Below are 23,353 nucleotides of genomic sequence, written 5' to 3'. Positions count from 1 at the left end.
TGGCCCGGTTGCCGCTTTAGGATTCGATCCGGACTGGGCCCACCGATGCGGGAGGCGCGATGAGCGGCACGGGTGCGACTGCGAATGAGCTGACCGCAGCGGCGGTGCGGGCGGAATTGGCGGCGCTCGCCGATCCGGCGGATGCGGTGCATCTGCAACGGTTTTTCAAGACCGGCCCGGGGGAGTACGGGGAGGGCGACGAATTCATCGGCATCCGGGTTCCGCAGACCCGGAAGGCGGTGAAACGGTTTGCCGGGATGCCGCTTTCGGAGATCGATCTGCTGCTCGACTCGCCGGTGCACGAGCATCGGCTGGCCGGGTTGGTGATTCTGAATGGGGAGATGGCGCGGGCGACGCGAAAGCGCGGGGGTGATGTAGCGCGGCAGCGCGAGATCGTCGAGTTGTATTCGGCCGCGGTGTTGCGGGGGCGGGTGAACAACTGGGATCTGGTGGATGCGTCGGCGGAGTTCGTGTTCGGTCCGTGGTTCCTGGATCGGCCGCGCGATCGGCTGTTCGAATTCGCGGCGGCGGATTCGCTGTGGGAGCGCCGGGTGGCGCTGCTCACCACTTTCGCCTTCATCAAGCAGGGCGATACCTCGACGACGCTGGAACTGTGTGAGCTACTGCTCGCCGATCGCCGCGATCTGATTCAGAAGGCGGTTGGCTGGATGCTGCGCGAGATCGGTAAACGGGTCGACGCGGCGATTCTCACCGGATTTCTGGATGCGCACGCCGCGGATATGGGCCGCACCGCGTTGAGTTACGCGACCGAACATCTGACCGCTGACCGGCGCGCACACTACCGCGCCCAGCGCTGACGGATTGCTGTGACGGACCGCTCTGTAGGTTTGTCCTGATTGTTCATCTGGCGTTAAGTTTACGTTCACTTTGCGAGACCAGTCTGTGATCAGTCGGCGACGGCCGATACCTGCTCGAAACGGGCAGGGCACCCCTTACGCGGAGACCGCCGCAGTCGGCGAGAGCGTGAACGAACGGTGATAACTGGGAAGTCTCCCGAATCCCGTTCCCCCACAATGCACATCCCGATCCACGCAGCGCGTCGGCGGCTTCCTCCCGGATGCTCGCCGTGGTGAGCTCTGCCCCCGCGATACGCCATGACTGAAAATATGTTCTCCAAGCTCGTCCCCACCAAGGCTGCCACCGGCATCGCCGCCGTCGCCCTGGCCGCCGCGGCCCTGGTCGCCGGTACCGGCACAGCCTCCGCCGACGTCATCAACGGCGTCCCGCCGGAGTTCCAGGGCACCGCCCAGCAGCTCCAGCAGCAGGCCGTGCAGGCCAATGACGGTCTGCCCGCGCCCCAGCAGGACCAGGTCCGTTCGTTCGTCGAGGGCCTGCCCGCGCCGTTCAACCAGCTGCTGCCCCCGGTCTTCGCCAATGACCTCAACGGCTGGATCAACAACGCCCTGTACGTGATGAACCAGCACGGCATCCCGGGCAGCTACGACGGCATCTTCCGCAATATCCAGCGCGAGTCCGGCGGTAACCCGCAGGCCATCAACCTCTACGACTCGAACGCCGCCGCGGGCATCCCGTCGAAGGGCCTGCTGCAGGTCATCGACCCGACCTTCCAGGCGTACCACGTCGACGGCACCTCGTGGGATATCTACGACCCGGTCGCGAACATCGCGGCGGCCTGCAACTACGCGTCGCACCGCTACGGCTCGATCGACAACGTCTTCTCGGCGTACTGAGGTCTTTCGAGGCGTATTGGGCCGGAAAAGAGTAAGGCCGCCGCGTGAATCACGCGGCGGCCGAATCTTTTTCAGCTCAGAACTGGATCTTCAGGCGATCCGTCACCGGCCGCGCCTGGCAGCCCAGGATGTACCCGTTGGCGATGTCCTCGGGATCGAGGATCTCGGCGTTCTCCATCTCGACCTCGCCCTCGAGCACGGTGCAGGCGCACGACCCGCACTCGCCTTCGAGGCAGGAGTAGGGCACGTCGATGCCCTTGGAGAGCATGATGTCGACCAGCGTCTGGCTGCGCGGCCAGGTCAATTCGTGCGTCTCGCCGTCCAATTCGACCTCGACGCTGGCGGCGTCGGCCGCTTCCTCCGCGGTGATCTCGGTGGGCGCGACCTCGGCGAACGGGTCGCCCGACAGTGAGTTGAAGACCTCGGCGTGAGTCCGGTTGCGCGGCATGCCGAGTTGGCCCAGCGCGTCGTGGACGCGGTCCATGAACGGCTTGGGGCCGCACATGAACGCCTCGTAGGCGGTGTAGGGCGAGACCAGCGTGGCCAGCGCCTCGGTGGTGGGCAGCCCCTGCAGGTGTTCGAGCCAGTGGATGACGGCCAGTCGCTGCGGGTGCTTGTCGGCGAGTTCGCGCAGTTCGCGGGCGAAGATGACGGCCTCGTGGTCGCGGTTGGCGTACACCACCACAATGCGTCCGTTGCCGCGTGCGAGCGCCGACTTGAGGATGGACATCACGGGGGTGATGCCGCTGCCGGCCGCGAACAGCAGCAGGTCCTCGTCGAGGTTCTTGGGCGTGAACACGCCCGAGGGCGGCAGCACCTCGAGGCTGTCACCGGCTTTCACGTTGTCGCACACCCAGTTCGAGGCGTAGCCGTCGACGGTGCGCTTGATGGTCACCTTCGGCTTGTCGTCGGTGTGCGGCGAGCTGGCCAGCGAGTAGCAGCGGGCGACGGAGCCGGTGAGGTCGCTGGGGATGCGCAGGGTCAGGAACTGGCCCGGCTGGTAGTCGAAGCGCTCACGCTGGTCCTCGGGCACGTCGAAGACCAGTGAGCAGGAGTCGGCCGTCTCGTTGATGACCGCGGAGACCCGCAGCACGGCCGATCGCGAGCTCTGTGGAACGTCGACGGTGGTCATAGTGTCCTCTCGAACCGAAACTAGAACGTGTTCTAGTTTCACTATACGTGGCTGTCTCGCTGCCGGACAAGCTGAGCTTCCAGCCCCGCGATCAGCACGTCCATCGAGAAGTCGTAGGAGTACCGGCCGCGCAGATCCGCCAGGTGTTTGGTGGCGCGCTCCACGGCTTCGGGCAGTACCCGCTCATCCAACAGCGCGTTGCGATCGCGCGGGTTCACCTTGGAACGCCCGAACAGATAGGTGTGGATGGTGGCGTAGGAGGAGAGCACATTGCGCTCGTCGAATCCGGCGTCGAAGAGGATTTCCATCACGGCCGCGATGAGATCGAGCTGTTTGCCCAGCATCTGCTCGATGAGAACATCGCCCAGACCGGGGTGCTTGCGCAATTTCTCGTCGATCTGGTCGATCAGATCGCGCAATCGCATTTGCCACGTACCGAATTCGGGAGGCGGCTTGCGCACCCCGGTCAGGGCCGCGGTGGCGACCAGATCGAGTAGCTCGCGCTTGTCGGCGACGTAGTAATAGGGAGCCATCGGCGAAACTCCGAGTTCGCGGGAGAGACGTCGCATGGACAGCTTCTCCACACCGTCCTGCCGGACCACCCGCAGCGCGGCCTCGACGATCTCGGATTCCGAGAGGGTGTTACCGCCCCCGCCTGTCTGCATGCGCCCGACTCCCATACCGCCTCGACCACCGGGCACGGATTTCCGTCCCCTACCAGTTCAACTGCCGATTTTCCTCCCGGCAGTCTAGAGCGCACGCGACAAGACCAGTCGAGCTACGGTCCCGATGTGTGCGCGAGATCGAATCCGATCATCTGCCCCGCGTGGCAATCATCATTGCTACCGGTTGCCTGACTTAGCATTCGGGAATGCGCCATGATCGCCTTCCCGATGGTTTCGGGGTGCGAATCGATCCCAAGGTGCGCACTTATTCCGGTGGACGGCTCCTGGTCGGCGGCACGCCGACGAGGTTGCTACGGCTCGCGCCGGAAGCTGCGGCCTTGATCGGTGACGGCTACCTCGAGGTGACCGACCCTGCGTCGGCTCGGGTTGCCAGACGTCTGCTCGATTCCGGGGTGGCCAATCCGCGCCCGCGGTTGCTGCCGTCGCTGGAGGACGTCACCGTGATCGTGCCGGTGCACAATCACACGCCGGAGCTGTCGCGGCTGCTCTCGGCGCTGCGCGGGCACACCGTGATCGTGGTGGACGACGGGTCGGATCGGCCGGTGCGGATTCCGGAGCAACGCGGCAACCGCTGCCGCATCACCGTGCTGCGCCGCGATCGGCAGCACGGCACGGCCGCCGCCCGCAATTTCGGATTGAAGGCCGCGGCAACCGAATTCGTGGCCTTCCTGGACCCCGACGTGGTGCCCCGGACCGGCTGGCTGGAGGTCATGCTGGGTCATTTCAGCGATCCGAAGGTGGCGCTGGTGGCCCCGCGCATCCTGGCCATGGACCCGGATTCCACGCTGCTGGCCCGCTACGAGCACACCCGTGGTTCGGTGCATCGCGGCCGTCGGGAGTCTGCCGTGCATGCGCACGGCCCGGTGCCGTACGTGCCGAGTTCGGCGGTGCTGGTGCGTCGCCTGGCCCTGCTGGCCGAGGGTGGTTTCGACGAATCCATGGCCGCGGGCGGGGATGTCGATCTGTGCTGGCGGCTGGATCGGGCGGGCTGGCGGCTGCGCTACGAGCCCGCCGCCCGGGTCGCGCACAGCAATCCGGTGTCGCTGCGAAATTGGTTCGTGCACAAGGTCACCCATGGGACCGGCGTGGCGCCCCTGGCGCAGCGGCATCCGGGCCTGGCCTCGCCGCTGTCGATGCCGATCTGGACGGCCGTCTCGGCCCTGCTGCTGAGCACGCTGTCGGGGTGGGGCGTCTTCGGTGGCGTGATGACCTTGGCCGCCACCCTGATCCGATTACGCCGGGTCTTCGCCGGGCTCGACAATCCGACCCGGGTGGCCGCCATCTATATGACGCGCGGTTTCACCGGTGGTGTCTGGCGGCTGGCTTCGGCCATGTGCCGGCACTATTGGCCGGTGACCCTGTTGGGCATGCTGTGCTCGCGGCGGGTCCGGCACATTGCGATCACCCTGGCGATGGCGGAGGGTTTGGCCGACTGGTTCACTCATCGTGAGCCGGGCAGTCTGGATCCGGCACGTTATGTATTGTGCAAACGCCTCGACGATGTGGCCTACGGCGCGGGCCTGTGGTGGGGCGCGGCGCGCATTCGCAGCGCGGCGGCGCTCAAGCCGACGCTCCCGCCGAACTAGTTCGGTGAACGCCGTTCACGTGAAATCGTAGTCGCCACAAGGGATTCGACGGGCACCGACCGCACGTCGACCAGCAACTGAACACGTTCCATTTAACAAAATGCTGCGTAGCTCACATTTCCGGTGGTCGTTGTCGGTGTGTGACCTGCCGGACAAACGTCCGGCTTCCGCCTTGAGGTCTCAGGTACGCCGGTACTCTTTGGGGCGGAAAGAAAGGCAAATGGTCAGCAATCTCGCAGGTGGAGGGCAGTCCCACCATGGCGTCGAACCGGGGAGTCAGCTCGGGGCGCTCGAAACGTATGCCGCCCAGGCACATGGATACCTCAGTGTGGGCGGCGATCAGCTGGGGCAGCTGCCAGGTTTGCTGCGGCCGATGGTACTGGAATCCTGGCTGCGCAGCCTGCGCGGCGGTGTGGATCCTATGGATGACGGCGATGGTCGTGGCCTGCGTGGCACCGACCTCGAGCGTTATCGCGACGCGCATCCGATCGCGGCTGTCATGCCGTTGGTGGACAAGCTATTACTGCGCGATGCCACCAGCACCGGCCTGATCGTGGTCGTGGCCGACCAGTTCGGCCGCGTGCTGTCGGTGCACGGCAATGCCGATCGCGTGCACGCCGCCGCGGACGCGGGCCTGCGCGAGGGCAATGACCTCAGCGAACGCCGGGTCGGCACCAATGCGGTGGGCCTGGTGGTGCGCACCGGCCGCGCGGCCTGGATCCACGGTCCCGAGCATTTCCTGCACCGCATGCACCAGATCACGGGAGCCGCTGCGCCGGTGCACGATCCGGACGGCCGCCTGGTGGGCGTGCTGATGATCGCGGGCGGCGTGCGGGTCGCGCGTCCGGAGATCCTCGCGCTGGTCAAGGCGGCGGCGACGGCCGCGGAGATGGATCTCCTTCTGGCCGCGGTGCGTTCGGGCAACGATCGCCGCGCGGCCGCGGATGCGCCGCAGCCGGAGCGGCTCGGCCTCGAGGTCCTGGGCCTGGGCCAGCCGCAGCTGACGGTGGCGGGTGAGCGAGTTCCGCTCTCGCAGCGCCATGCCGAGATCCTGCTCTTGCTGGCCGAGCACACCGAGGGCCTCTCGGCCGATCACCTCGCCCTGCTGCTCGATGACGCCGATCTGGACAACGCCACGATTCGTGCCGCCATGTCGCGGCTGCGCTCGGTGGTCGGGTCGAATGTGTTCGGTTCGCGCCCCTATCGTTTGCGGGTCCCGATCGCCACGGATGTGGAGGCGCTGCGCGCTGCCCTGGATTCCGGGGACGTGGATACCGCGGTGCGCCTTTACGCGGGCCCTGTGCTGCCGCGTTCGAACGCGCCGGGAGTTATAGACATTCGCGATGAATTGCGAGTGCGCCTGCGCACCGCCGTATTACGTTCCGGCGACGCTTCGGTCATGAGTCGGTGGACTTCCGGTGCCGAGGGCCGTGACGATGCGGCCGCCTGGGCTGCCTACCGCGCCACCGTTGATCGTGAGTCTCCGCTGTATGCGCAGATCGAGGCCAAGATTCGCGTGCTGGATCGGCGCCTGGGCGCCGATGCAACGCAGTTGCAACGTTTCGACTCATAGTCTCCACATCCGAAAGTGTGCTCAGTCACACCTTCGGTCTGTCATGTGGTCGTACCCACATTCAGGGCCCCGTTAGCGTGAGCCCGCCGGTCAACTAGACGCTTGTCCAACTTTTTTTCGGGAAAAAGTTCCTTTTTATTGTGTAAACGCCTAGTGTTCGCATGCATGAACGGCATCCCATGTGATGCAGGTGACAGTTGGAGGAGATCGGCAGCAGGACAATCCGGATGCGATGACCCGGAGGCAATCGCATCCCGGCCGGTGAGCCAGTAGGCCCGGCCGCTTCGAGCACTAGTTGGATCAGCGCGGCTGGGTCATGCCAGTGATACCCCCGCGCATTCGTCGAATCACCCAGGGCGGTGCGATCTTTCGCGGCCTTGTGCGCCCTCGTCAGCCGGGCGCATGCAGGTCTATTTCGTGATGCCCGAAAACGTTGGTCGACACCGCATTTCGCCATGACAAGGGAGGCTCTGGTGCAGGGTACGGACTCGAGTGGTCTCGGACCGAGTGAAGTTCCGCCGTCGGATATCTCAGCGCCGTTCCCGCTCGGCCCCGCACAGCTCGGCGTCTGGTACGCGCAGCTGCTGACTCCCGACGTCCCGCTCACCATGGCCCAATACGTCGACATCCAAGGTGATTTCGATGTCGATCTGCTATTGCAGGTCTCCGAGGACGGCGTCCCGATGTGGCGCTCCTCCCAGCTGCGCTTCACCGAGATCGACGGGCAGCCCTTCCAGTACATCGACCCCACCGCGGGGCACAACACCAAGCTCATGGATCTGCGCTCCGAGCCGGATCCCGTTGCGGCGGCGCATGACTGGATGAACGCGCAGGTGATCCGCCCGGCGAACGTGCTCACCGACATCGATCTGCTCTTCGCCCCCACCCTGATTCGTGTTGCCGAGCGGCGCTGGTTCTGGTTCGTGATCGGCCACCACATCGTCGGCGACGGCTATGCCGCCATGAACACCATGCAGTGGTCGGCCAAGCGCTACACCGCCCTGCAGCGCGGCCTCGAACCGGAGACGGTGCGGGTCGGCACGCTCAAGGAGCTGGTGGAATCCGAGTTCGCCTACCGCGAGAGCACCCGCTTCGCGGCCGATCGTGCGCACTGGGCCCAGCGCACCGCCGGGCTCGAGGGCGCCACCACGCTGAAGGGTCGTTCCGCGCCGCCGCGCGCGGGCAATATGCGCTACGGCGCGCCGCTCGCCGACGAGCTGCGCCGTCGTATCGAAGCGGTTGGTGCGCAGCATGATTCGGGGCTGCCCGGAGTGATCGTGGCGGCGTTCGCCGCCTACATGGCCCGCCTCACCGGCAAGGACGAGGCGGTGCTGAGCCTGCCGGTGACGGCCCGCACCACCGCGGTCATGCGCCGCTCCACGGGCATGCTCTCCAATATCGTGCCGATGCGACTTCCGGTGCGCGACAACACCACCTGGGGTGAGCTGCTGACCTCGGCGCGGCTGGAGATCTCGGGCGCGCTGCGCCATCAGCGCTACCGCCACGAGGACATCCACCGCGATGCCGAACTGCAGGGCGGCGCGTCCTCGCGCGCGCTGTTCGGCCCGATGGTCAACATCATGCTGTTCCACCCGCAGCTGGAGTTCGGGGACATCAAGGCGCGCCTGCACCTGTTGTCCACCAGCCCGATCGAGGACATGAGCCTCAATCTCTTCTACGGGGAGAACGAGCGCATTCACCTCGAGCTCGAGGTCAACCCGAACCTGTACAGCAATACCGAGAACATCCGGCACTACCGGCGTTTCGTGAACTTCCTGGAGCGCCTGGTCGGCCTGGACGGCGACGACCGGCTCGCGGACGTGGACGTCTGCACCGAGCTGGAACGCGATGTGGTGCTGCGGCTGTGGAACGACACCGTGTTCCCAGTGGATCCGGCGGCCACGCTGGTGTCGATGTTCGAGGCGCAGGCGGCGCGCACGCCGGGCGCGACGGCCATCCGATTTGCCGGGGAGCCCGAGCGTGATCTCACCTACGCGGCCTTCGCCGAGCGGGTGAATCGCCTTGCCCGCCATCTGATTTCCCTCGGGGTAGGCCCGGAGTCGCTGGTGGCGCTGCATCTGCGGCGGTCCCCGGAGTTGATGGTCGCGGTGTACGCCGTGCAGGCCGCCGGTGGCGCGTATGTGCCGCTGGATCCGGACCACCCGGCCGAGCGCACCGCGCACATCCTCAAGACGGCCTCGCCCGCGCTGGTGCTGGCCACCTCGGGCGATCGGCCCGAAACCGATGTCCCCACACTGGATCTCGACACCCTGGGCGACTTCCTGTCCGGGTACGCCGCCACCGCGGTCGCCGATGCCGAGCGCATCGCGCCGCTGCGGCCCGCGAACACCGCGTATGCCCTGTTCACCTCGGGTTCCACCGGCCGCCCCAAGGGCGTGATGGTGTCGCACGCCGCCGTCGTGAACCGCCTGGTGTGGATGCGCGAGACCTACGATCTGTCGGCGGCCGACGTGCTGCTGCAGAAGACCCCGGTCACCTTCGACGTGTCGGTGCCGGAGTTGTTCTTCCCGTTGCAGATCGGCGCGACCCTGGTGCTGGCGCAGCCCGACGGCCACCGCGACCCCGCCTACCTGCGCTCCGTGATCGCCGAATACGGCGTCACCACAGCGCATTTCGTGCCGTCGATGTTGGAGGCGTACCTCACCGAGCTGGAGCGCGAGCCCGAGCTCGGCGCGGAGGCGCGCCTGCGGCTGGTGTTCACCTCCGGCGAGGCGCTGCCGGGTTCGGCCGCCCAGCGGCTGCGCGCGCTGACCGGCGTGGCGCTGCACAATCTCTACGGTCCTACCGAAGCTGCGGTCGAGGTCACCTATCACGAGGTGACGACCGCGGACACCGTTTCCGTGCCGATCGGCGCACCGGTGTTCAACACCCGGCTGTACGTGCTCGACGCGCGTCTGCGGCCGGTCCCCGTGGGAACCCCGGGTGAGCTGTATCTGTCGGGGGTTCAGCTCGCCCGGGGCTACGTGACGCGTCCGGGCCTCACGGCCGAGCGTTTCGTGGCCGACCCCTTCGCCGCCGGTGGCGAACTCATGTACCGCACCGGCGATCTGGTGCAGTGGACCGACAACGGCGAGCTGGAGTACCTGGGCCGCACCGATTTCCAGGTGAAGGTGCGCGGTCTGCGCATCGAACTCGGCGAGATCGAGACCGTGCTGGCCGATGTCGACGGCGTCACCCGCGCGGTGGTCATCGTGCGCGAGGACCAGCTGGTGGCCTATGTGGTCGCGCCCGCCGATCTGGACGTGACCCGGCTCAAGGCCGCGGCCGGACGCTCGCTGCCGTCCTACATGCTGCCGAGCGCGTACGTGGTGCTGGATGCCCTGCCGGTCAATGCCTCCGGCAAGCTGGACCGGGCCGCGCTGCCCGAGCCGGAGCGGGTGACGGTCCGCTACGAGGCCCCCGCGACCGTGACCGAGCGGTCGGTGGCCCGGGTGTTCGCCGAGGTGCTGGACGCGACCGAGGTCGGCCGCGCCGACGATTTCTTCGCCCTGGGCGGCAACAGCCTGGTCGCCACCCAGGTGGCCGCCCGGCTGAACGCCGAGCTGGGTTGCCGCTTGACCGTGCGCGAGATGTTCGGCGCCACCAGTGTCTCCGAGCTGGCCGCGGTCATCGACGCCCAGTTCCTGGACGAGGATGCGGAGTCGGGCCCGGCGCTGGTGCGCCGGGAGCGTCCGGAGCCGCTGCCGTTGTCCCCGGCGCAGCAGCGCATCTGGTTCCTCAACCGCTTCGACACCGCGAGCGCGAGCTACAACATGCCGTTCGTGGTGCGGCTGCGCGGCGAGGCCGACGAGGCGGCCATGGCCGCCGCACTGGCCGACGTGCTGGAGCGCCACGAGGTGCTGCGCACCGTCTTCCCGTCCACCGCAACCGGTTTCGCCTCCCAGCAGGTGCTGGCGGCGGATGTCGCCGAGGTGCCGGTGGCGCGGGAGACGGTCGACGCCGAAGAACTGGACGCCCGGTTGCGCGCCTTCGCGGCCACCGGTTTCGATCTGGAGCACGAGATCCCGTTCCGTGCACGGATGTTCACCGTCACCGGCGCCGTCGCCACCGATTGCGGACTGGGCGGTCCGGTCACCGTGGACGCGGCCGATCTGGATGTCCCCGACTACGCCATCGCCATCGTGCTGCACCACATCGCCGCCGACGGGCTCTCGCTCCCGATCCTGGCGCGCGACCTGATCGCCGCCTACCTGGCCCGCACCGCCGACCAGGCCCCGGCCTGGCCGCCGCTGGCCGTGCAGTACGCGGATTACACGCTGTGGCAGCGTGATCGCCTCGGCGCGGCCGACGACGCCGACTCGCTGCTGTCGCGGCAGCTGGAGTTCTGGCGCACGACCCTGGCGGGCGCACCGGATCTGCTGGAACTGCCCGCCGACCGCCCGCGCCCGGCCATCGCGTCCGGCCGCGGTGAGAAGCTGGCGGTGCAACTCCCCGCCGAGTTGCACACGCGCATTTCGGAAACTGCTCGGGCCGAGGGTATTTCGACCTTCATGCTCATCCACACCGCGCTGGCGGTGCTGCTCTCGCGCCTGTCGGGCCAGTCCGACATCGTGATCGGCACGCCCGTCGGCGGCCGCGGCGCGCGCGAACTCGACGAGCTGATCGGCATGTTCGTCAATACGCTGCCGCTGCGCACCGAGATCGACGGCGGGCTGCGTTTCGGCGAGCTCGCCCGCCGGGTCCGCGAGACCGATCTGGCCGCGTTCGCGCACGCCGACGTGCCGTTCGAGCAGCTCGTCGAGGTCCTCAATCCGCCCCGCTCGGCCGCCCGCCATCCGCTGTTCCAGGTGCTGCTGTCGTTCACCGCCACGGGGGACATCAGCCTCGAACTGCCCGGATTGCTTGCCACGGCAGGTACGCTGGATACCGGAGTGACCAAATTCGACCTCTCGGTCGCGGTCACCGAAAGCTTCGCCGGTGCCGGTCCCGGGGAAGGTCCGGCACCGGCGGGGATCCACGCGGAGTTCGAATTCGCGTCGGATCTGTTCGATTCCGCCACCATCGAGGTCTTCGCACGTCGTTTCGTGCGCCTGCTCGAGGTTGTCACCACCGACCCGGCCGTGCTCGTGGACGCGCTGCCGCTGCTGTCCGAGGCCGAATACACCGATCTCACAACCCGTTCCGGCGGCTCCGTGGACACCGTCCGCCTGCTGCCCGAGTTGATGGCGGCGGCCGTGGCGGCCGCCCCGGCCCGGCTCGCGCTGGTCGAGGGTGAGATCGCGTACACCTACAACGAACTGGACGCCACGTCGAATCGACTGGCGCGCTTGCTGATCGCGCGCGGCCTCGGCCCCGAGGATCTGGTCGCCGTCAGCCTGCCGCGCTCGATCGAGTACCTGGTGGCCGTCTGGGCCATCGCCAAGACCGGCGCCGGCTGGGTGCCGGTGGACCCGGCCTTCCCGGCCGAGCGGATCGCCTACATCGTGCGCGACGCGGGCGCGGTGCTCGGCCTGACCGTGTCCGCCGTCCGCGCCGCGCTGCCCGGCACGCTGCCCTGGCTGGAGTTCGACGCGGCCGGATTCACCGAGCAGTACGCGGATTTCGAGTCCGGCCCGATCACCGACGCGGACCGGGTGCGCCCGCTGCGCGCGAGCAATGCCGTGTACTCCATCTACACCTCCGGCTCGACCGGTCTGCCGAAGGGCGTGGTGGTCACCCACACCGGACTGGCCGGTCTGTCGGAGGCGCAGTACGAGCGCTTCTCCGGTAGCCCCGACGCTCGCGTCCTGCACGTCACCAGTTCCTCCTTCGACGTCTCGGTGGGCGAGCTGCTGCTGGCCCTGCGCAGCGCCGCCACCCTGGTGGTCGCGCCCACCGGTGCGCACATCGGCGCGGAGCTCGCCGAAGTCATTCGCACCCAGCGGGTTACCCACGTCTTCATGACGCCGTCGGGCATCAGCACCATCGATCCGGCGGACGTGCCGAGCCTGGCCCACATCGCGGTCGGCGGCGAGGCGTTCTCGCCCGAACTGGTGCGCCGCTGGTCCGAGGCCGGACGCGAATTCGTCAATGCCTACGGGCCCACCGAGGCCACCGTGGTCGTGAACATCACCGGCGCACTGGATGCGGACCGACCGGTCACCATCGGCCGTCTGGTGCCGGGCGCGCGGGAGTGGATCCTGGATGCCCGCCTACGCCCCGTGCCGGTCGGCGCGGTCGGCGAACTGTACGTGGCGGGCCGGCCGGTCACCCGTGGCTACCGCGACCGCTCCGCCCTCACCGCGGCCCGTTTCGTGGCCTGCCCGTGGGCGCCCGGTGAACGCATGTACCGCACCGGCGACCTGGTGCGCTGGACCGCCGACGGCGACGTGGAGTACCTGGGCCGCAATGACACCCAGGTGAAGCTGCGCGGCTTCCGCATCGAACTCGGTGAGATCGAGGCCGCGCTGGCCGTCCTGCCGGGTGTGCGCCGGGCCGTGGTGACCCTGCACTCCGACGCGGCCCGCGGTGACCAGTTGGTCGCCTACCTGGTGCCCGCCGCGGGTGAGCTCGACCTGGCCGAGGTGAAGACCGCGCTCGCGGGACGCCTGGCGGCCTACATGATTCCGGCCGCCTTCCTGGTGCTGGACGCCCTGCCGATGACCGTCAACGGCAAGCTCGACTACCGCGCGCTGCCCGCCCCGGTCTTCGCCGCCCGCGAATTCCGCGCTCCCGCAACGCCGATCGAACTGCTGGTGGCCGAGGTCTTCGCCGAGGTGCTGGGCCTGGCCACCGACGCCGCGCCGGTCGGCGCGGACGACGACTTCTTCGAACTGGGCGGCAACTCGCTGATCGCCACCCAGGTGGTGGCCCGGCTGGGCGCGGCCCTGGACACCCAGGTGCCCGTGCGCCTGCTGTTCGAGGCCGCCGGTGTCGCGGAACTGGCGGTGCGCCTGGGTGAGCTGGCCGGATCCGGCAGCCGGATCCCGCTGGTCGCCGGGCAGCGCCCCGACGTGCTGCCGCTGTCCTACGCCCAGCAGCGCATGTGGTTCCTCAACCGCTTCGACAGCACTTCCATCGCCGACAACCTGGTCGCCGCCATCCGCCTGGACGGCCCGCTGGACGCGGCGGCGCTGGCCGCCGCGGTCACCGATGTGGTGGCTCGCCACGAGACCCTGCGCACGGTCTACCCGGCCGTGGACGGCGTCGGCCGCCAGCTGGTGCTGGATGCCGAATCCTCCGGTGTTGCACTGGTTTCCGAGGATGTTGCCGCCGCCGACCTGGCCACCCGCATCTTCGAACTCGCGGTGTTGCCGTTCGTGGTGGACGAGACCGTCCCCGCCCGGCTCACCCTGCTGCGCGTCGAACCCGAAACCCACGTGCTGGTGCTGGCCGTGCACCACATCGCCGCCGACGGCTGGTCCATCGCCCCGCTCACCCGGGATCTGATGCTGGCCTACGTATCCCGGCGCGGCGGCGAGCTGCCGACCTGGACCCCGCTGCCCGTGCAATACGCGGACTATGCCCTGTGGCAGCGCGAACTCCTCGGTGCCGAGCACGACCCGGAATCGCTGCTGGCCACCCAGATTCGCTTCTGGCGCGCCGAACTGTCCGGCCAGCCCGAGACTGTGGAGCTCCCCGCCGACCGCCCGCGTCCGGCCGTCGCAACCCGCCGGGGCGCGCAGTACCGCTTCGCGATCTCCGCGGACCGCCACGCGGCGCTGCGGGAGCTCGCCGAGGGCGATCGCGCCACCCTGTTCATGGCGCTGCACGCGGCCTTCGCCACCCTGCTCGCGAAACTGTCCGGCACCGACGACATCTCGATCGGTTCCGTGGTTGCGGGCCGCGGTGAGCAGGTCCTGGACGAGCTGGTCGGCATGTTCGTCAACACCCTGGTGCTGCGCACCGAGGTCGCCCCGCAGCGCTCCTTCCGGGAGCTGCTGGCCCAGGTTCGCGAGGTCGATCTGCGCGCCTTCGCGCACGCCGACGTACCGTTCGAGCGCCTGGTCGAGGTGCTCAGCCCGCTGCGCTCGCAGGCCCGCCACCCGCTGTTCCAGGTGGCCCTGGACCTGCAGAACACCACCCAGGCCAGCCTCGAGCTGGACGGCCTCACCGCGTCGCGGATCGAGCTGGATCCCGGCATCGCCAAGTTCGACCTGCAGCTGTCGCTGACCGAGGGTCATGGCGCGCTCGATGCCGTATTCACCTACGCCACCGATCTTTTCGACGAGTCCACCATCGCGGCCTTCGCGCAGCGGCTGGACCGGGTGCTGGATGCCGTCATCGCTGCCCCGGACCGCCCGGTCGGCGATATCGACCTGTTGACCGACACGGAACGCGCCCGGGTGCTGACCGACTGGAACGCCACCGGGCACCCGGTCGCGCCCGGCACCCTGGTCTCGCTGTTCGACGAGAAGGCGCTGACCTGCCCCGACGCGCCCGCGATCGAATTCGAGGGCACCACCCTGTCCTACGGTGAGTTCGCCGACCGGGTGCACCGCCTGGCCCGCAAGCTGGTCGAGTCCGGTGTCGGCCCGGAATCCCGTGTGGCCCTGGCGATCCGGCGCTCCACCGACCTGCTGGTGGGCATGTACGCGATCCTCGCCGCCGGTGGCGCGTATGTGCCGGTGGATCCGGATCAGCCCGCGCAGCGCGCCGACTATGTGCTCGACGCCTCCGGCCCGGTGGCCATCCTCACCACCGCCCGCGACGGTTTCACCACCGCCCGCGACATCCCGGTCCTGCACATCGACACCCTCGACCTGGACGGCTACGCCGCCGGACCGCTGTCGGACGCGGATCGTCGTGCGCCGCTGCGGGTTTCGAACGCCTGCTATGTGATCTTCACCTCCGGCTCCACCGGCCGCCCCAAAGGCGTGGCGGTCTCGCACGGTGCCGTGGTGAACCGCCTGGTGTGGGGTCAGGCCCGCTACGGCCTGACCCCCGCCGACGTGGTGCTGCAGAAGACCCCGTTCACCTTCGACGTGTCGGTGTGGGAGCTGTTCTGGCCCTTGCAGATCGGCGCGCGCCTGGTGGTGGCCGCCCCGGACGGGCACCGCGACCCGAAGTACCTGGCCGAGTTGATCATTCGCGCGGGCATCACCCACGCGCACTTCGTGCCATCCATGATGGCGGTCTTCGTGACCGAGCCCGCCGCCGCGAACTGCACCGGCCTGCGCCAGGTCTTCGCCTCCGGCGAGGGCCTGCCCGTCGGCACCGCGCGCAAGCTACGCGAGCTGACCGGGGCCCGGCTGCACAACCTGTACGGCCCCACCGAGGCGGCCGTCGAGGTCACCTATCACGAGGTCACCGACGCCGATACCGCGTTCGTGCCCATGGGCCGCCCGGTCTGGAACACCGAAACCTATGTGCTGGATGCCCGTCTGCACCCGGTGGCGCCGGGTGTGGCGGGTGAGCTCTACCTGGCGGGCGATCAGCTGGCCCGCGGCTACCTGGGCCGCCCGGACCTGTCCGCGGATCGCTTCGTGGCCAACCCGTTCACCGCGGGCGAGCGCATGTACCGCACCGGCGACCTGGTCACCTGGACCGCCGACGGCGAACTGAACTACCTGGGCCGCACCGACTTCCAGGTGAAGCTGCGTGGTCTGCGCATCGAGCTGGGCGAGATCGAGGCCGCGCTGCTGGCGCAGCCGGGCGTCGAGCAGGCGGTCGTGGTGGTGCGCTCGGACGCGCACGCAGGCGACCAGCTGGCCGGATACCTGGTGCGCGAGGCGGGCACCGTCATCGATACGGACGCGATCAAGGTCGCGCTGGGCAGCGCCCTGCCGGGCTACATGGTCCCCGCCGCCTTCGTGGTGCTGGATGCCTTCCCGGTCAACGCCTCCGGCAAGCTCGACCGCGCGGCCCTGCCCGCCCCGGTCTTCGAGACGGCCGTCTACCGCGCGCCGGAGACCGCCGCCGAGCAGGTCGTGGCCGAGGTCTTCGCGGAACTGCTCGGCGTCGAGCAGGTCGGCGCGAACGACGACTTCTTCTCGCTCGGCGGCAGCTCGCTGCTGGCCGCCCGGGTCGTGGCCCGCGTCGGCGGCGCGCTGAACGCCGAGCTGTCGGTGCGCGAATTGTTCGATGCCCCCACGGTTGCCGCGCTGGCGGCCCTGGCGGAGACCCGCACCGGTAGCGATGTCGCCCCGCTGGCCGCCGGGCCGCGCCCCGAGCGCATCCCGCTCTCGGCCGCGCAGCAGCGCATCTGGTTCCTCAATCGCTTCCACGGCGACGGCCCCGGCAGCGCGGCGGACAATATCCCGCTGGTGCTGCGCGTGGCAGGGGAGTTGGACGCGGCGGCCCTGACCGCCGCGTTGCGAGATGTGGTCCAGCGTCACGAAACCCTGCGCACCGTCTACCCCGACGGCCCGCAGGGCCCCGAGCAGCGGATCCTGCCGACCGCCGACACCGAGCTGGTCCTCGCCCGCGTCGCCGCCGACGAGATCCCCGGCCGGGTCATCGACCTGATCTCCCGCGGCTTCGACCTGACCGTCGAAACCCCGCTGCGGGTCTCGCTTTTCAGCGTTTCCGACACCGAGCACGTGATGGCCCTGGTGGTCCACCACATCAGCGCCGACGGCGTCTCGCTGGGCCCGCTGGCCACCGATTTCATGCTCGCCTACCAGGCCCGTCGCAACGGCACCGAGCCTGCGTGGCAGCCGCTGGCCGTGCAGTACGCCGACTACACCCTGTGGCAGGCGCAGCGCCACGGCGACGACACCGACCCGGACTCGATCGGCCACCGCCAGCTGGAGTTCTGGACGCAGCGCCTGGCCGGGCTGCCCGAGCAGCTCGACCTCCCCGCCGACCGCCCGCGTCCGGCCGTCTCCTCGCAGCGCGGAGCCGAATTCCGGGCCGTGGTGGACGCGCAAGTGCACGCCGGACTGCGTGAACTGGCCCGCGCCCACGACGCCACCCTGTTCAGCACCGTGCACGCCGCCCTGGCCGTCCTGCTGTCGCGACTGTCGGGCAGCACCGATATCGCCGTCGGCTCCCCGGTCGCCGGACGTGGCGAGCAGGCCCTCGACGGCCTGGTCGGCATGTTCGTCAACACCCTGGTGCTGCGCACCCAGGTCGATCCCCGCGCCGGGTTCGACACCGTTCTGAAGACGGTGCGCGAGGACGACATCGAGGCCCTCTCGCATCCGGACGTCCCCTTCGAGCGGCTGGTCGAGGTGCTGGCCCCGGCCCGCGCCCAGAACCGCCACCCGATGTACCAGGTGGCGCTGTCGTTCCAGAACTACGAGCTGCCCGCCCTGGAGCTGCCGGGCCTGCGGGTCGCGCCGGAGCCCCTCGATATCGCGGTCGCCAAGTTCGACCTGCAGTTCACCATTGCCGAGGCGTTCGACGCCGACGGCGCGGCGGCCGGACTGACCGTCGACATCACCTATGCCACCGACCTTTTCGACGCCGCGAGCATCGCGGTGCTGGCCGAGCGGTTCGACCGGGTGCTGGCGGCCGTGGTGGCCGACCCGGCCATCGAGGTGCAGGCCGTCCCGCTGCTGTCGGCGGCCGAATACCTGGACCTGACCACCCGTTCCGGCGGCGAGATCGAGACCGGTCGCAGCCTGCCGGACATGATGGCGGCGGCTGTTGCTGCGCAACCGGATCACGTCGCCCTCGTCGACGGGGACCGGGAGCTCACCTACCGCGAGCTCGACGCGGTGTCGAACCGCCTGGCGCGCTTGCTGATCGCGCGTGGCCTCGGTCCCGAGGACCTGGTCGCGGTCGCCATGCCGCGTTCGCTGAACTCGGTGCTGGCGGTCTGGTCGATCACCAAGGCGGGCGCGGCGTGGGTGCCGGTCGACCCGGCGCATCCGGCCGATCGGATCGCCTACATGGTCACCGATTCCGGTGCCGCCCTGGGCCTGACGCTCACCTCCGCCCGTGACGGCCTGCCGGATTCGATCGAGTGGCTGAACCTCGACGACCTCGACTTCCGCAGCGCCGCCGCCGAATTCAGCGACCAGCCGATCGGCGACGCCGACCGGGTCCGGCCGCTGTACGCCACCCACCTGGCCTACGCCATCTACACCTCCGGCTCCACCGGTGTCCCCAAGGGCGTGCTGGTCACGCACCTGGGCCTGCCGGGCCTGGCCGGTGCGCAGACCAAGCGCTACCGCAGCGCGCAGACCGCGCGTGTTCTGCACGTCTCCTCGCCCTCGTTCGACATCTCGGTGGGTGAACTGGTGCTGGCGCTCGACACCGCCGCCACCCTGGTGGTGGCTCCGCCGGAGTCCGCCGTCGGTCCCGAGCTCGCGGAACTGATTCGGACGCACCGGGTTACGCATCTGGTCATGACCCCGTCGGCGCTCGGCACCATCGACCCCGTCGACGTGCCGGACGTGATCTCGGCCGCCACCGGCGGCGAGGCCGTCCCGGCCGAGCTGGTGCGCCGCTGGGCGGAGGCCGGTCGCATCCTGGTCGACGCCTACGGCCCCACCGAGGCGACCGTCGTGGTGAATGCCACCGCGCCGCTGTCGGTTTCGGATCAGGTCACCATCGGCAAGCCCCTCGACGGCCTGCGCGAATGGGTGCTCGACGACCGGCTGCGGCCGGTGCCGGTGGGCGCGATCGGCGAGCTGTACGTGGCGGGCGGGCAGCTGGCCCGCGGCTACCGCGGCCGCGCCGACCTCACCTGCGCCCGTTTCGTGGCCTGCCCGTGGGCTCCGGGCGAGCGCATGTACCGCACCGGCGATCTGGTGCGCTGGACCACCGACGGCAATGTGGATTACCTGGGCCGCAACGACTCCCAGGTCAAGCTGCGCGGCTACCGCATCGAACTCGGCGAGATCGAGGCCGTGCTGGCCGAGCATCCGGCGGTCCGCCAGGCCGTCGCGGTGGTGCACGCCGATCAGCTGGTCGCCTACCTGGTCGCCGAAACCGAAGCCCTGGACGTGGATTCGGTGCGCGCCGCTATTACCGGCCGCCTCGCCGCCTACATGATCCCGGCCGCCTTCACGGTGCTCGACGCCATGCCGATGACCGTGAACGGCAAGCTGGACTACAAGGCCCTGCCCGCCCCGGTCTTCGAGGGCAGCGCCTACCGCCGCCCGGCCACCGTGGCCGAGGAACTGGTCGCGGGCGTCTTCGCCGAACTGCTCGGCCTCGACAAGGTCGGCGCGGACGACGATTTCTTCGCCCTGGGCGGCAGCTCCCTGGTGGCCACCAAGGCCGTTGCCCGCCTGGGCGCGGTCTTCGAGACCACCGTCGGCGTGCGCGTGCTGTTCGAGGCCCCGACCGTGGCGGCGCTGGCCGCCCGGATCACCGAGGGCACCGGTGAATCCCAGCGTCCCGCCCTGGTCGCGGCGCAGCGTCCGGAGCGGCTGCCGCTGTCCCCGGCGCAGCAGCGCATGTGGTTCATCAACCGCTTCGACCGCGCCTCCACCGCCTACAACGTGCCGATCGCACTGCGGCTGACGGGCGAGCTGGATATCGAGGCCCTGGCCGCCGCCTTCGCGGACGTGCTGGAACGCCACGAGACGCTGCGCACCGTCTACCCGGAGACCCCCGAGGGCGCGGCCCAGGTGATTCTGCCTGCCGCGCAAGCCTTCTCGGGTCTGCCGGTCACCGCCGTCACCGAGGCCGAGCTGTCCGACCGGGTCCGCGAGATCCTCACCACCACCTTCGACGTCACCACCGAGGTGCCGATCCGGGTGGAGCTGCTGCGGGTGGCCGAGGCCGACTACGTGCTCGCCGGTGTGCTGCACCATATTTCGGCCGACGGCTCCTCGATCGTCCCGCTGGTGCGCGACCTCATGCTGGCCTACCACGCCCGCCTGGCCGAGACCGCGCCGATGTGGCAGCCGCTCGCGGTGCAGTACGCCGACTACGCCCTGTGGCAGCACGCCCTGCTCGGCTCGGAGGATGACGCCGACTCGGTGGCCGCCACCCAGCTCGGCTACTGGCGCGCCGCCCTGGCCGGGCTGCCCGACCAGCTCGACCTGCCCACCGACCACCCGCGTCCGGCCCGGCAGAGCCTGCACGGCAACTACATCCGGCTGCCGCTGGACGCCGGTCTGCACGCCCGCCTGACCGAGCTGGGCCGCGCACACGGCGCGACCCTGTTCATGGTCGTGCACGCCGCCTACACCGCCCTGCTGGCGCGGTTGTCGGGCGCCGACGACATCGCCGTCGGCACCCCGATCGCCGGGCGCGGCGACCGCGCCCTCGACGACGTGATCGGCATGTTCGTCAACACCCTGGTGCTGCGCACCCGCACCGACGCCGCCGAGTCCTTCACCGACCTGCTGGCCCGGGTCCGGACCGAGGACATCGCGGCCTTCTCACACGCCGACGTGCCCTTCGAGCGGCTGGTGGAGGTGCTCAACCCGGAGCGTTCCACCGCCCGGCACCCGCTCATGCAGGTGGGCCTGTCGTTCCAGAACCTGGAGCGCGCCACCCTGGAGCTGCCCGGCCTGACCGTGTCGGAGATCGAATTCGACACCCACGTCGCACAATTCGACCTGCACCTGTTCGCGGTGGACGAGTACGCCGAGTCGGGCGCACCCGCCGGGCTGGCCCTGACCCTGGGCTACGCCACCGACCTGTTCACCGACGCCACCGCGCAGCGCTTCGTCGCCGCCCTGGCCCGGCTGCTGGAATCGGTTGCCGCACAACCGGAACTGCCGATCGGCGATATCGATCTGCTGGGTGCGGGCCTGCGTCAGCGCATGCTGCACGACTGGAACGCCACCGCGCATCCGGTCGCGCCCGCCACCCTCGCCGATCTGGTGGACGACCAGGTGTCGGCCGCACCGGACGCCGTCGCCCTGCTGGACGGCGAAACCACGCTCACCTACGCGGAATTCGACGCCCGGGTGAACCGCATGGCCCGCACCCTCATCGGCCTCGGAGTCGGACCCGAGACCGCCGTGGTGCTGGCCATGCGGCGCGGCATCGACCTGGTGATCGCCATGTACGCGGTGGTCAAGGCGGGCGGCGCGTACGTGCCGATCGACCCCGACCACCCGGCCGACCGCATCGCCTACATCGTCGAGACCGCCGCTCCGGCAGTGGTTCTCACGACGTCAGCGGACGGCATCGGCTTTGCCACCGGTGTCCCGGTGCTCGAGGTGGACGGCCTGGACGAGACCATGTCCGCGGCCCCCATCGCCGACGCCCACCGTGTGCGCCCGCTGCACCCGCAGCACCCCGCCTACGTCATCTTCACCTCCGGCTCCACCGGCCTGCCCAAGGGCGTGGCGGTGCCGCACGCGGCGATCGTCAACCAGTTGTGCTGGCTGCGTGACACTTTCGAGCTCACCGCCGCCGACCGTGCGCTGCTCAAGACGCCCGCCACCTTCGACCTGTCGGTGTGGGAGTTCTGGTCGGCGCTGACCACCGGCGGCAGCCTGGTGGTCTCGGCCCCCGGCGACGAACGCGATCCCGACCGCCTGCGCGCCCTGATCGACACGCACGCCGTCACCGTCGTGCACCCGGTGCCCTCGCTGCTGGGCATGCTGCTGGCCACCGGTCCGCTGCCCGCCTCGGTGCGCGCGGTGCTGGCCATCGGCGAGGCACTGCCCGCCGCGACGGCCACGGAGTTCCTGGACCAGAACACCGATGGCGCACGGCTTTTCAACCTGTACGGCCCCACCGAGGCGGCCGTCTCCATCACCGCCCACGAGGTCCGCGAACGCCACCGGCAGAGCGTCCCGATCGGCGCGCCGGTCTGGAACAGCCGCGTCTACGTGCTCGACGCCCGCCTCTCCCCGGTCCCGATCGGCGTGCCCGGCGAGCTGTACCTGTCCGGTGCCCAGCTGGCCCGCGGCTACCACGGCCGCCCGGCCCTGACCGCGGACCGTTTCGTCGCGGATCCCATTGCCGGGGGCCGCATGTACCGCACCGGCGATATCGTGCGCTGGCGCGCCGACGGCACCCTCGAGTACCTCGACCGCGCCGACTTCCAGGTCAAGATCGGCGGCTTCCGCATCGAGCTCGGCGAGGTGGAGACGGCCCTGCGTCGCCGGCCCGGCGTGCAGGCGGCGGTGGCCGTCGCGCACAGCACGCCCGACGCGGGTGCCCGCCTGGTGGCCTACGTCGCCGTCCCCGGCATTGCCGCGGACGACCGCGCCGAGGTCTCGGCCGAGCTGCGGGCCGCGCTGGTCGCGGAGCTGCCGAAGTACATGGTGCCCGCCGCTCTCATGGTGCTGGAGGCCCTGCCGCTCAACGCCAATGGCAAGGTGGACCGGGCCCGGCTGCCCGAGCCGGAGTTCACGGTGGCCGCCTACCGCGAGCCGGTGACGGCCCTCGAACGCTCCGTCGCTGCCGGTTTCGCCGAGGTCATCGGCACCGACACCGCCATCGGCTTGGACACCGATTTCTTCGCCCTGGGCGGCAATTCGCTCATGGCGACCCGCCTGACCGCCCGGCTGGGCTCGGATCTCGGTGTGCGAGTGCCGGTTTCGGCCCTGTTCGAGACCCCGACCGTGGGCGGCCTGGCGGCCTGGATCGCCACCGCCGACCGCGGCGAGCTGCTGCCCGCCCTGACCCGGCGCACCGGCGCGGGCCCGGCCCCGCTGTCGCTGGCCCAGCAGCGCATGTGGGTGCTCAACCGCCTGCACCCGGAATCCGGCGCCTACAACGTGCCCGCCGCCATCCGGCTCACCGGCGACCTGGACAGGGCCGCGCTCACCGCGGCACTGCGAGATGTGCTGGCCCGCCACGAGATCCTGCGTACCCGCTACCCGGAGATCGACGGCGAACCCGTCCAGATCGTGCTG

The 23,353-nt window shown here is 69.6% G+C and carries 7 protein-coding genes (1 of these 7 cut by a window edge); 5 read left to right on the top strand and 2 right to left on the bottom strand.

The genetic code is table 11. The features are described 5' to 3' along the window. Positions 1 to 59: 59 nt before the first annotated feature. Positions 60 to 818 carry a DNA alkylation repair protein gene (locus ACYVN4_RS26515; protein ID WP_460724729.1) on the top strand — a complete coding sequence of 253 codons (759 nt, stop codon included), beginning with the start codon at positions 60 to 62 and terminating at the stop codon, positions 816 to 818. Between the two features lie 297 nt (positions 819 to 1,115). After that, positions 1,116 to 1,712, top strand: a complete 597-nt coding sequence (locus ACYVN4_RS26510; protein ID WP_460724728.1) for a transglycosylase SLT domain-containing protein — start codon at positions 1,116 to 1,118, stop codon at positions 1,710 to 1,712. 76 nt (positions 1,713 to 1,788) lie between these two features. Here the strand turns inward: ACYVN4_RS26510 and ACYVN4_RS26505 are convergent, their stop codons facing one another. Beyond that, positions 1,789 to 2,844 carry a 2Fe-2S iron-sulfur cluster-binding protein gene (locus ACYVN4_RS26505; RefSeq protein WP_460724727.1) on the bottom strand — a complete coding sequence of 352 codons (1,056 nt, stop codon included), beginning with the start codon at positions 2,842 to 2,844 and terminating at the stop codon, positions 1,789 to 1,791. Between the two features lie 41 nt (positions 2,845 to 2,885). Beyond that, on the bottom strand, positions 2,886 to 3,509 hold the full coding sequence (gene mftR2 / locus ACYVN4_RS26500; protein ID WP_460724726.1) for a mycofactocin system transcriptional regulator MftR2: 624 nt from the start codon (positions 3,507 to 3,509) through the stop codon (positions 2,886 to 2,888). Positions 3,510 to 3,715: 206 nt separating this feature from the next. Between mftR2 and mftF the strand changes: the two genes are divergently transcribed. From mftF to ACYVN4_RS26485, 3 genes are all read left to right on the top strand, one after another. Then, entirely contained in the window at positions 3,716 to 5,116 is a 1,401-nt protein-coding gene (gene mftF / locus ACYVN4_RS26495) for a mycofactocin biosynthesis glycosyltransferase MftF (protein ID WP_460724725.1), read from the top strand. 220 nt (positions 5,117 to 5,336) lie between these two features. Continuing rightward, on the top strand, positions 5,337 to 6,689 hold the full coding sequence (locus ACYVN4_RS26490) for a GAF domain-containing protein (RefSeq protein ID WP_379360160.1): 1,353 nt from the start codon (positions 5,337 to 5,339) through the stop codon (positions 6,687 to 6,689). Positions 6,690 to 7,048: 359 nt separating this feature from the next. Then, positions 7,049 to 23,353, top strand: partial view of a non-ribosomal peptide synthase/polyketide synthase gene (locus ACYVN4_RS26485; RefSeq protein WP_460724724.1) — the 5' portion only. Its footprint extends 1,482 nt past the window's final position; only the first 16,305 of its 17,787 coding nucleotides appear in the window; it begins with the start codon at positions 7,049 to 7,051; its stop codon lies off the right edge, out of view.

The organism is Nocardia heshunensis (assembly GCF_054782115.1).
This window is presented reverse-complemented; position numbering and strand designations above follow the sequence as displayed.

Excerpts from the sequence above, each read along its gene's own strand:
- ACYVN4_RS26505 (WP_460724727.1), bottom strand. The coding sequence starts at position 2,844 with ATGACCACCGTCGACGTTCCACAGAGCTCGCGATCGGCCGTGCTGCGG.
- mftF (WP_460724725.1), top strand. The coding sequence starts at position 3,716 with ATGCGCCATGATCGCCTTCCCGATGGTTTCGGGGTGCGAATCGATCCC.
- ACYVN4_RS26490 (WP_379360160.1), top strand. The coding sequence starts at position 5,337 with ATGGTCAGCAATCTCGCAGGTGGAGGGCAGTCCCACCATGGCGTCGAA.
- ACYVN4_RS26510 (WP_460724728.1), top strand. The coding sequence starts at position 1,116 with ATGACTGAAAATATGTTCTCCAAGCTCGTCCCCACCAAGGCTGCCACC.
- ACYVN4_RS26515 (WP_460724729.1), top strand. The coding sequence starts at position 60 with ATGAGCGGCACGGGTGCGACTGCGAATGAGCTGACCGCAGCGGCGGTG.
- mftR2 (WP_460724726.1), bottom strand. The coding sequence starts at position 3,509 with ATGCAGACAGGCGGGGGCGGTAACACCCTCTCGGAATCCGAGATCGTC.